The sequence below is a fragment of the Luethyella okanaganae genome (assembly GCF_042660285.1).
GTDB classification, from domain to species: domain Bacteria; phylum Actinomycetota; class Actinomycetes; order Actinomycetales; family Microbacteriaceae; genus Luethyella; species Luethyella okanaganae.
This window is the reverse complement of the sequence record NZ_JBHSTP010000003.1, coordinates 302,995-315,146: the sequence shown is the minus strand read 5'-3', so window position 1 is coordinate 315,146 and position 12,152 is coordinate 302,995. Positions and strand designations below refer to the sequence as shown.

12 protein-coding genes and 1 riboswitch are annotated in these 12,152 nt (G+C 66.9%); of the genes, 6 read left to right on the top strand and 6 right to left on the bottom strand.

What is annotated here, in order from left to right; all coding sequences use genetic code 11:
* Positions 1–20: 20 nt before the first annotated feature.
* Positions 21–1,259 (top strand): galactose-1-phosphate uridylyltransferase, encoded by a 1,239-nt coding sequence (gene galT / locus ACFQB0_RS12865; protein WP_386732295.1) that lies wholly within the window; start codon positions 21–23, stop codon positions 1,257–1,259.
* Entirely contained in the window at positions 1,256–2,416 is a 1,161-nt protein-coding gene (gene galK, locus ACFQB0_RS12860; protein WP_386732292.1) for a galactokinase, read from the top strand. The genes galT and galK overlap by 4 nt, the downstream gene beginning before the upstream one ends.
* Positions 2,417–2,548: 132 nt before the next feature.
* On the opposite strand, the gene ACFQB0_RS12855 is transcribed toward galK, so the two are convergent.
* Positions 2,549–3,055, bottom strand: a complete 507-nt coding sequence (locus tag ACFQB0_RS12855) for a YbaK/EbsC family protein (RefSeq protein WP_386732289.1) — start codon at positions 3,053–3,055, stop codon at positions 2,549–2,551.
* Between the two features lie 61 nt (positions 3,056–3,116).
* Here ACFQB0_RS12855 and ACFQB0_RS12850 point away from each other — a divergent pair, with 61 nt between their 5' ends.
* The 3 genes from ACFQB0_RS12850 to ACFQB0_RS12840 all read left to right on the top strand — a co-directional run bounded on the left by ACFQB0_RS12850 (position 3,117) and on the right by ACFQB0_RS12840 (position 5,377).
* Entirely contained in the window at positions 3,117–3,653 is a 537-nt protein-coding gene (locus tag ACFQB0_RS12850) for a gamma carbonic anhydrase family protein (RefSeq protein ID WP_386732286.1), read from the top strand.
* A 642-nt stretch (positions 3,654–4,295) separates the two neighbouring features.
* The gene (cmtR, locus tag ACFQB0_RS12845) at positions 4,296–4,646 is read left to right on the top strand and encodes a Cd(II)/Pb(II)-sensing metalloregulatory transcriptional regulator CmtR (protein ID WP_449280268.1); all 351 of its coding nucleotides are present in this window, start codon (positions 4,296–4,298) and stop codon (positions 4,644–4,646) included.
* A gap of 68 nt (positions 4,647–4,714) precedes the next feature.
* Positions 4,715–5,377, top strand: coding sequence for a cation transporter (locus ACFQB0_RS12840; protein ID WP_386732815.1), 663 nt, complete (start codon positions 4,715–4,717; stop codon positions 5,375–5,377).
* A 152-nt stretch (positions 5,378–5,529) separates the two neighbouring features.
* On the opposite strand, the gene ACFQB0_RS12835 is transcribed toward ACFQB0_RS12840, so the two are convergent.
* Both ACFQB0_RS12835 and glyA read right to left on the bottom strand, forming a co-directional pair.
* Positions 5,530–6,414, bottom strand: coding sequence for a bifunctional methylenetetrahydrofolate dehydrogenase/methenyltetrahydrofolate cyclohydrolase (locus ACFQB0_RS12835; RefSeq protein ID WP_386732283.1), 885 nt, complete (start codon positions 6,412–6,414; stop codon positions 5,530–5,532).
* Positions 6,415–6,607: 193 nt separating this feature from the next.
* A complete protein-coding gene (glyA, locus tag ACFQB0_RS12830) occupies positions 6,608–7,921 on the bottom strand; it encodes a serine hydroxymethyltransferase (protein ID WP_386732280.1) in 1,314 nt (437 codons plus the stop codon).
* A gap of 55 nt (positions 7,922–7,976) precedes the next feature.
* Positions 7,977–8,059: riboswitch (ZMP/ZTP riboswitch) on the bottom strand.
* Positions 8,060–8,469: 410 nt separating this feature from the next.
* On the opposite strand from glyA, the gene ACFQB0_RS12825 reads away from it, so the two are divergent.
* On the top strand, positions 8,470–8,724 hold the full coding sequence (locus ACFQB0_RS12825) for a DUF559 domain-containing protein (RefSeq protein WP_386732279.1): 255 nt from the start codon (positions 8,470–8,472) through the stop codon (positions 8,722–8,724).
* A gap of 198 nt (positions 8,725–8,922) precedes the next feature.
* Here the strand turns inward: ACFQB0_RS12825 and ACFQB0_RS12820 are convergent, their stop codons facing one another.
* Genes ACFQB0_RS12820 through ACFQB0_RS12810 form a run of 3 tightly spaced genes read right to left on the bottom strand, consistent with a single transcriptional unit; the run spans position 8,923 to position 12,073 of the window.
* The gene (locus tag ACFQB0_RS12820; RefSeq protein WP_386732276.1) at positions 8,923–9,825 is read right to left on the bottom strand and encodes a carbohydrate ABC transporter permease; all 903 of its coding nucleotides are present in this window, start codon (positions 9,823–9,825) and stop codon (positions 8,923–8,925) included.
* A 1-nt stretch (position 9,826) separates the two neighbouring features.
* Positions 9,827–10,780, bottom strand: a complete 954-nt coding sequence (locus ACFQB0_RS12815) for a carbohydrate ABC transporter permease (protein WP_386732813.1) — start codon at positions 10,778–10,780, stop codon at positions 9,827–9,829.
* Between the two features lie 39 nt (positions 10,781–10,819).
* Positions 10,820–12,073: an extracellular solute-binding protein gene (locus ACFQB0_RS12810; RefSeq protein ID WP_386732273.1), complete on the bottom strand. Its 1,254-nt coding sequence runs from the start codon at positions 12,071–12,073 to the stop codon at positions 10,820–10,822.
* Positions 12,074–12,152 lie beyond the last annotated feature (79 nt).

Here is a 12,152-nt window from a genome sequence, read left to right as displayed (position 1 = left end):
CCGGTATCGTGGCTCTCGCCATGGAATCGAACCAGCTCGCCTACGACGCCGATCCGCGCATCCGCCGCCTCGAGCACACTCTCGCCGACGGCCGGCAGCTCATCTATTTTGATGACGCCGACACGCGGCTCTCCCCCGAACGCGCTCCCGATCTGCGCGAGCTCACCCCCCGCCCGGCGAACGCCATGATGCGTCAGGATGCCCTGACCGGCGAATGGGTGTCGATCGCGGCCGCCCGGCAGAGCCGCGTCTTCCTTCCGCCTGCCGACCTCGACCCGCTCGCACCGCAGTCGCCCGGGAACCCCTCGGAGATCCCGAGCCACTACGACGTCGCCGTGTTCGAGAACAAGTCACCGTCCTTCGGGCCGCTGCTGACCGATGGGACCGCGCCGCACGGGCTCGACGATCTCGACGGGATCGGCCTCGGACGCACACGCACCTCCGTCGGACGCTGCGAGGTCGTGTGCTTCAGCCCCGAGCACGAAGGCTCGTTCGGCACCCAGTCCGTCTCACGCGCACGCACGGTCATCGAGGCCTGGGCTCAGCGCACGGCTGCGCTCTCGTCGCTGCCCGGCGTCGAGCAGGTGTTCCCGTTCGAGAACCGCGGCGAGGCCATCGGGGTCACCCTGCATCATCCGCACGGTCAGATCTACTCTTACCCCTACATCACGCCGCGCACGCAGCGACTACTCGCTTCGATCGACCGCTATGGTCCCACCCTCTTCGGCGACATCCTCGCGAACGAACAGAGAGGCGAGCGCGTGGTCCTGCGCGGAGAGCACTGGACGGCGTTCGTACCGTTCGCTGCCCGCTGGCCCGTCGAGGTGCACCTGCTCCCGCATCGCCAGGTGCCCGACTTCGCCGGCACCTCGCTCGACGAGCGCGATGAGCTCGCCGTGCTCTACCTGCGTCTCCTGCGCGGAATCGATGCCCTCTACGACTCGCCCACCCCCTACATCGCCGCTTGGCATCAGGCGCCCCTGCACCGCGGACGCGACGATATTCGTCTCATGCTCCAGCTCACGAGCCCGCGCCGCGCGGTCGACAAGCTCAAGTACCTCGCCGGCTCCGAGGCGGCCATGGGCGCGTGGATCGGCGACGTCAGCCCCGAGCAGGCCGCGACGAGCATTCGCGCGGCCATCGAGCGGGTGGATGCCGCGAACCCGGCCGCCCCCGGCTGGACGGCCTCGTGCCAGGAGAACCAGCCTGTCACAGACCAGGCCGGCGCGAGCGACCCCGGCGAAGGGACGCCAGCATGACCGACATCCGCGACACCGTTCGCGACGAGTTCCTGCGCCGTTTCGGACACCGTCCGAGCGGGCTGTGGTCGGCCCCCGGGCGCGTCAACCTCATCGGCGAGCACACCGACTACAACGACGGCTACGCGTTTCCCTTCGCGATCGACCGGCGCACCGTGCTCGCGCTCCGCCAGCGCGACGACCGGGTGCTGCGGGTCGCGTCGTCGTTCGCGCCTGACGCCGTCGAGATCGCGATCGACGAGCTCTCCCCCGAGAGACTGAACGGCTGGTCGGCCTATCCGCTCGGCGTCGCCTGGGCTCTCGGCCAGCTCGGCGCAAGCCTGAGCTCCGTTCCCGGCGCCGATGTCTACATCGACTCCGAGGTTCCGATCGGGGCCGGCTTGTCATCGTCGGCCGCGATCGAGAGCGCCGTCGCGGTCGCCCTCGACGAGGTCTGGAGACTCGACCTCGACCGGCGCACCCTCGCCGAGGTCGGACAGCTCGCCGAGAACAGGGCCGTCGGCGCTCCCACCGGCATCATGGACCAGTCGGCGTCGCTGCTCGGACGGACCGACGCGGGCGTCTTCCTCGACTGTCGCAGCCTCGCCGCGGAGGTGATCCCGCTCGGCTTCGACGCCGCCGGCCTGCAAACGCTCATCGTCGACACCACGGTGAGCCACTCTCATGCGACCGGAGGATACGCCGCCCGTCGGGCCTCATGCGAGGCCGGCGCGCGCGCGCTCGGCGTTCCCGCGTTGCGAGACGTGCATCTCGGCGATCTCGAACGCGCACGCGCGGTGCTCGACGACGAGACCTTCAGACGGGTGCGCCATGTCGTCACCGAGAATCAACGGGTGCTCGACACCGTGCGCACACTGCGCGAGCACGGGCCGGCGGCGATCGGCGGACTGCTCGACGCCTCGCATGTCTCCATGCGCGACGACTTCGAGATCTCCTCCCCCGAGCTCGACCTCGCCGTCGAGACGGCACGTGAGAACGGGGCGATCGGTGCTCGGATGACGGGAGGCGGCTTCGGCGGCGCCGTCATCGCCCTCGTTCCGCGCGATCTCGTGCCAGCGGTGCGGGCGGCGATCGAGGCGGCGTTCTCGGCGGCGGGATTCGCCGTGCCGGAGCAGTTCACCGTGCGAGCGGCACAAGGCGCGACCCGCGAGCGGTAGCGTGCGGGCGGATTCCGCCCTGCCCGTCCGTCCGCCACCGCACCTGGGCCTGGGCCTGCCGACCTCGCGAGCGGAAGGCCTCGGCAATCCCGACCCGACGGCAGCACGCCCCGATGCCGCCGAGCGTGCCCGTCAGTCCGAATGGACCGCCGACGCCGAGCCGCCCGGCTCGACGGTCGTCGGCACGCCGCCCGTGATCCGCACGAGCTCGTCGAAGCTCGTCGGGAACACGCTGTGGGCGTGTCCCGCGGCGGCCCACACCACGTCGTAGTCGGCGAGCGCGATGTCGACGAGGGTGCGCACCGGCGCGGGATGCCCCAGCGGCGCGACCCCGCCGATCACCTGTCCGGTCGCGTTCTTCACGATCTCCTTGGAGGCACGCGCGACGGTACCGCCCAGCCGTTCGCCGAGCCAGGCGGTGTCGACGCGATGCGCACCGGAGGTGAGCACGAGCAGCGGCTCGCCATCGAGCGTGAAGACGAGCGAGTTCGCGATGGCGCCCACCTCGATTCCGAGCGCTTCCGCGGCGGCCTGGGCGGTCGTGGCGGCGGTGTCGAACCAGCGGATCTCGGGTTCGAGCCCGTGACCGGCGAGGGCGACCCGCACCCGATCGACCGCCGGATGATCAGTGTTCACCATGCTGAGATCCTAAGCCACGGGCGAATGCTCCCCGGCTGGATGCGTCGCTAGGCTGGCGATTATGAGCATCGACCCCTCCGCCCGCGTTCTCACTCTGCACGACATCCCCGCCCCGGATGTCGCGGACTCGGCCTTCGTCGCGGCCGGCGCCGTGCTCGTCGGCCGGGTGACCCTCGCCGAGGGCGCGAGCGTCTGGTACAACGCGGTCCTGCGCGCCGAGCAGGAGCCGATCACGATCGGCGAATCGTCCAATCTGCAGGACAACGTCTCGGCTCACGTCGACGCGGGGTTTCCCGTGACGGTCGGGCGCAATGTCTCGGTGGGGCACGGGGCCGTGCTGCACGGATGCACGATCGAGGACGACTGCCTCGTCGGCATGGCCTCGACGGTGCTGAACGGTGCGGTCGTCGGCGCAGGCTCGCTCGTGGCGGCAGGAGCGGTCCTGCTCGAGGGAACGGTCGTCCCGCCGGGATCGCTCGTCGCCGGGGTGCCCGCGAAGGTGCGTCGCGCACTCACAGACGAGGAGCGCGTTGGCATCCGGAACAATGCGGAGTCATATCTGCGGCTCGCCGAGTTGCACGCGACCACGGTCGACTGAAGACCACGGTCGGCTGAAGACCACGGTCGGCCAGTGGCATCTCGTCGTCCGGCGGCATCGCATCCCGCCTCGAGCCCTTTCGACGATTCGTCGCCCTCTACGACCAGAAGTCTGAGGGAGGGAGCAGCAACTATCGCTCGCCATCTCCCGCAGGACCGCCCGAAGCTAGTTCGGTTCTTTCTCTTCGTCGGAATGGACGGTCGCCTTCACGCTCAGGATTGCGAAGACAATCGATCCGACTAAGGCGAGTCCGATCATGACCGTCGTCTTCATGAAGGCGGTGATGCTGTAATCGATCAACAGGAGAAAACAACCGACGGCAGCCAATCCATACAACGAGAGTGCGATGCGCGACGACGGGCGAAGGCAACTGATGGCCCGGAGGGGGCTCGCATCCCTCGGGCCGGCGGGCGTTGACTTCGACAGGCTCGATCAGCGGGGTCGCTATCGGAGATGCGGGATGCGCTCGGTCGGCGCGTATGCGCTCGGTCGGCAGGGCTCTATCAGTGGGCACAATCGGCTGAGGAAGCCCACTCAGTGGGGCCGGTCCGGCGTCGGACCACCACTAATGTCGGATCACTATTAAGTCGGATCACTATTAATGGGTCACTATTAATACAGTGAACGCTGTACTATGGGGTCGTGCCCATCACCGATTCCCGCCTCGACGTCATGAACCGTCTCGGTCGCGCCATGGCGGATCCCACTCGCTCCCGCATCCTCATGGCGCTGCTCGACGAACCCGGCTATCCCTCGGAACTCGCGGATGCGCTCGCCCTCACTCGTCAGAACGTCTCGAACCATCTCGCCTGCCTGCGGGATTGCGGCATCGTGGTAACCGAACATGCCGGTCGGCAGACCCGCTACGAGATCTCGGACCCGCACATCTCGAATGCGCTCACCACGCTTCTCGAGGTCGTGCTCACGGTCGAGGAGTCCGGCTCCTGCCTCGACGAGGCGTGCGCCGTCGCCGGCTGCTGCGACGCCCCGTGAACGAGCAACGGTCCGGCAACACACCGGTGGACAGACCGACAGACACGCCGACTCAGCCCCCGGCGAGCGTGCTCACCACGGAACGGCGCACCCAGTTGCACCGGCGCGTGCGTTGGATCGTCTCGATCACGATCGCCTACAACCTCATCGAAGCGGTCGTGGCCATCGCAGCCGGTGGCGCGGCATCCTCATCCGCGCTGATCGGCTTCGGGCTGGACTCGCTCATCGAAGTGGCCTCGGCCGTCGCCGTCGCCTGGCAGTTCTCCCGCACGGATCCAGAGCGCTACGAACAGGCCACCCTACGCGCGATCTCGCTCGCGTTCTTCGCCCTCGCCGCCTACCTCGCCGCTAATGCGGCGCTCACGCTCTCAGGGGCCCTCACGCCGGAGCACAGTCCGATCGGAATCGCGTTGACCGCGCTGAGCGTCGTCATCATGCCGCTGCTGTCGTGGTTCGAACGTCACACGGGCCGAGAGCTCGGCTCGGCAACCGTCGTCGCCGACTCGAAGCAGACGTTGCTCTGCGGCTACCTCTCCGTCGCGGTGCTGCTCGGGCTGCTGCTGAACTCGCTGTTCGGCTGGGCCTTCGCCGATGCGGTCGCGGCACTGGTCATCGCGGTCTTCGCCGTGCGCGAGGGCGTCGAGGCCTGGCGTGGCGACAGCTGCGCCACCCCCGCCGGCATCCTGCTCGAAGACGATGAGCGTGAACACGCGCACCACGGACAGCACTAAGTGTGTCTTCCGGCTCGGCACCGGCTGTGCGGGGTGCCTTCCGATGGTCCGCGGCGTTGTCGCCGGGGCCGATGGCTCCACCATCGGCCCCTCTTCCGCCGTGCATCCCACCGGAATCCGCTCGCCTTCGGCACAGAGTCGGGATGAGCATCCTAGCCGCGCAGTCGACGCTCCGCCGCGATCACGACATTGCTCAGCAGCATGGCCCGCGTCATCGGCCCGACGCCGCCGGGGTTCGGCGAGAGGTGCCCGGCGACGGATGCCACCTCCGGATGCACGTCGCCGGTGAGCCTGCTCTTGCCAGTCTCCTCGTCCTGCACCCGGGTGATGCCGACGTCGAGCACAGCCGCACCGGGCTTGATCCAGCCGGCCTGAATGAGGTGCGGAACGCCGACGGCGGCGACCACGATGTCGGCCCGGCGCACCTCTGCGGCGAGATCGACCGTTCGCGAGTGGGTCAGTGTGACCGTCGCGTCGATTCCCTTGCGCGTGAACAGCAGTCCGAGCGGCCGGCCGACCGTCAGGCCTCGGCCGACGACGACGACGTGGCGTCCGCGCATCGGCACCTCGTAACGGTGCAGCAACTCGACGATCCCGGCCGGCGTGCACGGCAACGGCGAGTCCATGGCGCCTTCGACTCCGAGCACGAGGCGACCGAGGTTCGTCGGGTGCAGCCCGTCCGCGTCCTTCGCGGGGTCGATGAGCTCGAGCATCGCGTTCTCGTTGTGGCCCGCCGGCAGCGGCAACTGGATGATGTAACCGGTCACCTCCTGCGCCCGGTTGAGATCGGCGATCGCCGCACGCACGTCGGCGGAGGTCGCCGACGACGGCAGATCGATGCGGATCGATTCGATGCCGACCTCTGCGCAGTCGCGGTGCTTGCCCGCGACATAACTGCGCGAGCCGGGATCGTCGCCGACGAGCAGCGTTCCCAGCCCCGGAACGATCCCCTGCGAGCGGAGCGCCCCGATCCGGTCGGCGAGCTCGCTCTTGATCGCGGATGCCGTGGCGATCCCGTCGAGTGTGATGGCCGTCATGAGTCAAACCTTTCTTTGCGTCCCATGATCCTCGTCCTTTCGCCGCCCCGTATCCCGTTGCGGAGACTCACCCGATATGCGCCGTCCTGGATCGAGGACGATGCGCTGCCGGGGCCCACAACGGCATACGATGCCGCAGACGACGAGGAGGACAGGCGGTTGGCCGGATGGATGCCCGGCCGGGGAGCGGAGACTACTGCTGCAATCCGGGGTAGAGCGGGAATGCCTCGGTGAGGGCCTTGACGCGCGTGCGCAGCGCCACGATATCCGCACCGGGCTTGAGGGTCTCGGCGACGACGTCGGCCACGATCGCGAACTCCTCGTCGCCGAAGCCGCGGGTGGCGAGCGCCGGTGTGCCGATGCGCAGACCCGAGGTGACCATCGGCGGGCGGGGGTCGAAGGGCACCGCGTTGCGGTTGACCGTGATGTTCACCTCGTGCAACGCGTCTTCGGCCTGCTGTCCGTCGATCGGAGAGTTGCGCAGGTCGGCGAGCACAAGGTGCACGTCGGTGCCACCCGTGAGCACGTCGACGCCCGCGGCACGCGAGTCGTCGGCGGTGAGACGCTCGGCGAGGATGCGGGCTCCGCGCAGGGTGCGCTCCTGACGGTCCTTGAACTCGGGCGACGCGGCGATCTTGAAGGCGGTCGCCTTGGCTGCGATGACGTGCATGAGCGGGCCACCCTGCTGGCCGGGGAAGACATTCGAGTTGAGCTTCTTGGCGAGTTCCGTGTCGCGGGAGACGATGAGACCGGAGCGGGGACCTGACAACGTCTTGTGCACGGTCGTCGACACGACGTCGGCGAGGGGGACCGGGCTCGGGTGCAGACCCGCGGCTACGAGACCGGCGAAGTGCGCCATGTCGACCCAGAGTTTGGCACCGACCTCGTCGGCGATCGCGCGGAAGGCCGCGAAGTCCAGGTGGCGCGGGTAGGCCGACCAGCCGGCGATGATCACCTGCGGCTTGTGCTCGAGCGCCTTGTCGCGCACGACATCCATGTCGACGAGAAAGGTCTCGGGATGAACGCCGTATGACACGGCGTTGTAGAGCTTGCCCGAGAAGTTGAGCTTCATGCCGTGGGTGAGGTGGCCGCCGTGGGCGAGCTCGAGGCCGAGGATGGTGTCGCCGGGGTTCGCGATGGCGGAGAGCACGGCGGCGTTCGCCGTCGCGCCCGAGTGCGGTTGGACGTTGGCGTACTCGGCGCCGAAGAGGCTCTTGGCTCGCTCGATCGCGAGGGACTCGGCCACGTCGACGAACTCGCATCCGCCGTAGTACCTGCGACCGGGGTAACCCTCCGCGTACTTGTTGGTCAGCACGGAGCCCTGCGACTGCAGCACCGAGCGCGGCACGAAGTTCTCGCTCGCGATCATCTCGAGATAGTCGCGCTGGCGGCCGAGCTCCTGTTCGAGCACGGCGGCGATCTCGGGGTCGACGACCTCGAGCGGTTCGTTGAAGGTGGAGGGAAGGCGGTCAGACACTGGCGACTCCTGCGTGAAGGGTTCGGACATGAACGGTGGACGAGCGGATGCTTGCAGCACGCCCCGCAGCTTCTGCGAGGCGGTTCGTCGTGGCCCAGGCGTGCGGCCACTAACCGTGTCAGTCGCTCCCCGATGGTGACCCATCCGACGCCAGTTGCGACTTGCTCAGCTTAGTCGCTGCCCGCCGCTTCCTTCCACCCTTGCTCCGCAGTAAGGATCCTTGCCGTGGTCGGCGGGGTTCGGCGGCGAAGCCGGCACCTCGCGGTGCGGAGCAATGCCGGACGCATCCCTCCCGGTGATCATGTGGCCCGACACGCCCCTCTTGCGGTAGACCGTTTCGCCCTCGTCGAGCCGATCGAGAGCATCCTCGTACGCATCGCCGACTGTCAGCCGTTCGAGAACGCGCTCGTCGTCTGGGAGTCCGCACAGAACAAGGGACTCGCCAGTCCCGACTACCTGGCACGGCTTCCGCTGCGCACAGAGAGCTCGAAGCGCGTGCGGCGCGCGAGTTTTCCAGCCTGTCCGACTCGGGGATCGAAACGATCCCCGTCACACGACTGGCCCGTCTCGGCATCACCGTGCGTCAGCAAGTCGTCATCGACGGCCATCGCGTCGACGGACTCATCGGGGATCGTCTTGTGCTTCAGATCGACGGGTTCGACTACCATTCCGAGCCAGCACAGCGACGTCGCGATCTACGCGACGACCGGCGTCTGGTGCTGCGCGGATACACCGTCTTCCGCTACGACTACAAGCAGATCCTGTTCGAGTGGAAGACCGTCGAGGCAGAGGTGCTCGGCGCGATCGCCCAGGGCTTGCATCGCGCTGCCTGATCCCCGGCTTCCCTGTGCCGGCGCCCACCCAGCGCCCTGGTCGGAGAGTACACCGCCGGAGTGGAGGCCTTCGTAACGACAGGAGGCCACTTTCCTCGGAATCCACCTCCGTTGCACGCGAAGGCCTCCGCTCCGGTGGGTGGAGTCGTGCGATTACTGGGCGATACAGATTATGCGCGAGACAGAGGGACCGGATCCCTACTTGACACTGCCTGCCGTGAGGCCGCCGACGAGACGCTTCTCGATGAGCATGAACAGGATCACCACGGGGATGATCGCCACGACCGAGACCCCGAAGACGTACTGCCAACTCGTCTCGTACTGGCCGACGAACTTGGTCAGCGCCACCGAGAGCGGCTGATTGCCCGCGGTCGAGAGAATGATGAGCGACGCCGCGAACTCGTTCCAGCATGCGACGAAGGTGAAGACAATCGCGGTGACGATACCTGGCCACACGAGCGGCAGGTTGATCGTGAACAGCACCGTGAACCGACCGGCGCCGTCGATCTGCGCGGCCTCGTCGATCTCTTTCGGCACCCCAGCGAAGAAGCTGTGCATGATCCACACCGCGAACGACAGGTTGAAGGCCGCGTTGACGAGGATCATCGCCAGCCAGGTGTCTGCGAGGTTGAGCGCGATGAATTCCCGGAACAGCCCCGAGGTGAGCACGGCGGGCTGCAGCATCTGGGTCACGATCACGAGGAACAGGAACACCATGCGCCCGGGGAATCTGAACCGCGCCGTGTAGTAGGCGGCGGGGAGCGCCACGAGCAGCACGAGCAGGGTCGCGAACACCGAGATCACGATCGTCGAGATCATGTTCTGCGGCAGTGGCGTCTCAGGGGTCGACCACATGGTGACGTAGTTCTCCCAGCGCCATTCCGTGGGGAAGTATGTGGGATTCACCGAGCGGATCTCAGACTTCGTCTTCACCGAGCCGAAGAACATGATCGTGTACGGCAGGATGAAGACGAGAAGTACGATCAAGCCCGCAGCCATGCGCAGGATGACGCGGCCGACGGGGACCTGGTCTTGGGTGTAGCGCTTGTTGCGCCGCACCGGCGGCTTGATGGTCTCGAAAGCGGGAGCGGTGACAGCCATATCAAACCTCCCTCATCGGCTTGACGACCCTGAGGTAGATCGCGACGATCACGATCACGATCACGAAGGCAACGACGCTGAGCGCACTCGCAACGTCGACCTTGTGCTGATTCTGGATGTACTTGAAGATCAACGTCATGATCGTGTCGGCGTCGTAGCCGGGTATCGACCCCGTCATGGTCTTCAGGATCGGCAGCGAATTGAAGACGTTGATGATGTTGATGATGATGGCGACGGAGAGTGCCCCCCGCAGCTGCGGCAGGATCACGCCGAAATAGCTGCGGACCGGGCCAGCCCCGTCCATCTTCGCCGCCTCGAGCACCTCGGCCGGCACCGTCTGCAGGCCGGCGAGGATCGTATAGCTCGTGAAGGGCAGCGACACGAAGACCGCGATAACGATCGACCATATGAAGGCGGTGTCGGCGTGCTTTGTCCAGCCGTAGCCCTCCGGTGTATCGATGAGGCCGATGTCGACGAGGAACTTGTTGATGACGCCGAAGTACGGTTCGAGGCCGTAGTAGACGACGAGCGTCGTCATGACGACGCTCGCGGCCCAGGGGATGATGACCGCGAGGCGCACGAGCTGGCGGCCGGGGAACGCCTTGTTGAGAATCTGGGCGAGGCCGAGCGAGATCACGACGGTGAGCACGACGACCGCGACGACCCACACGATCGTGCGCACGAAGATCGGCCAGAAAGAGGGGAACGAGAAGAGCTCGACATAGTTGTCGATTCCTACGGAGCCCTGGTCGATACCGCTCAGGCTGATCTTGCGGGTCGAGTTGAAGAACATCACGACGGCGGGGTACAGGACGACGCCGAGGATCAGGAGGAGGGCCGGGGCGATCCAGGGGAGTGCGTGGAGCACGTCCTTGCCGCTCGTGCCGGCCCCACGGCGGGGGCGGCCTGTGGCCGTCCCCGCCGTGGTCGATGATGTGTCGACGATAGTGCTCATGTTCACGGAATCACCGATGCCTTGTCGTGATGGGTGGGACTATCCCGCGTCAGCCTGAGCCTGGATCTCCTTGAGCACCTCGGCCGGGGCCTTGCCCTGTGCGATCTGGCCCATGAGGCTCTTGAACGCGGCGTTGGTGGCATCCCACTTCGGGTTGGTGCTCGGGTAGAACTTGGCACTCGGCAGCAGATCGAGGAACGGCTTGAGCGCCTCCTCGCCGCCGAGAGCCTCGGAGCCCGACTTCGTGGTGGGCAGGAAGCCCTCGGTCTGCACCCACGGAACGTAGACATCCGAGGTGTAGTAGTAGTCGAGGAACTTGGTGATGGCTTCTTTCTTGGTGTCGTCGTTCTTGAACGCCATCAGGTGGTCGGCGACACCGAGTGCGACGGGGCTGCCGTCGGGAGTCGGCATCGAGACGATCTCATACTTCAGCGCCGGGTTGTTCTCGGCGATCTGGCCGACGGTCGGCGGGAGGCCGACCTGCATGCCGATCTTGCCCTGCACGAAGATGTCCATGAGCGGGCTGCGGTTGGTCGCGCCGGCGTCTGCCTGGGTCGCACCCTCGGTGATCATCTGCTGCATGAACGTTGCGGCCTTGAGATTCTCGGGAACACCGTCGATCGTGATCTTCTTCTCGTCGCCGAAGGTTCCGCCTGCGCCGAAGAACCACATGGCGCTTTCGGCCTGCGCCTCCTCAGATCCGAGCGGCATGCCGTAGCCGGCGATGCCGTTGCCGAGAGCCGAGATCTTCTTGGCCGTGTCGAGCAGTTCGTCCCACGTCTTTGGCGCGGCGGCGACGCCAGCCTGCGCGAGCAGATCGGTGTTCACGAATAGCGCCCGAGCGGAGGCGATGAGCGGGGCGCCGTATTGCACGCCATCGACCGAGGACGCCTCGACGAACGACTCCTGGAAGTCGGCGAGGGTGCCGGATGACACGACGTCCTCGATCGGGTAGAGCAGATCGTCGGCCGCGAAGCCTGCGAAAGGGCCGCCGTTCATGATGTCTGGGGCCTGGTTGCCCTGGATCTTGGTGGTGACGACGTCGTTGAGGTTGTCCCACGACTGGACCTCGAGGTTGACCGTGATGTCGGGGTTCTCTTTCTCGAAGCCTGTGATGACTTCCTCCCACAGGCCCTGGGTCTTGTCCGAATAGCTGGGAACGAGCAGGTTCAGCGTGGTGCCGGATCCGCTGGCATCGCCGCCGGATCCACCGCCGAAACCGCAGGACGCGAGCGTCATGGTTGCAAGGGCCGCGGTCGCGACCATCGCACCGATGCGCAGAGACTTCTTCATAGTGCTTCCTCACTCTCGTTAGGGGCGCCCGTCGCCGAAGCTGCCTCACGCGACGGCGCGTGTGGCATCGACCCCCTCC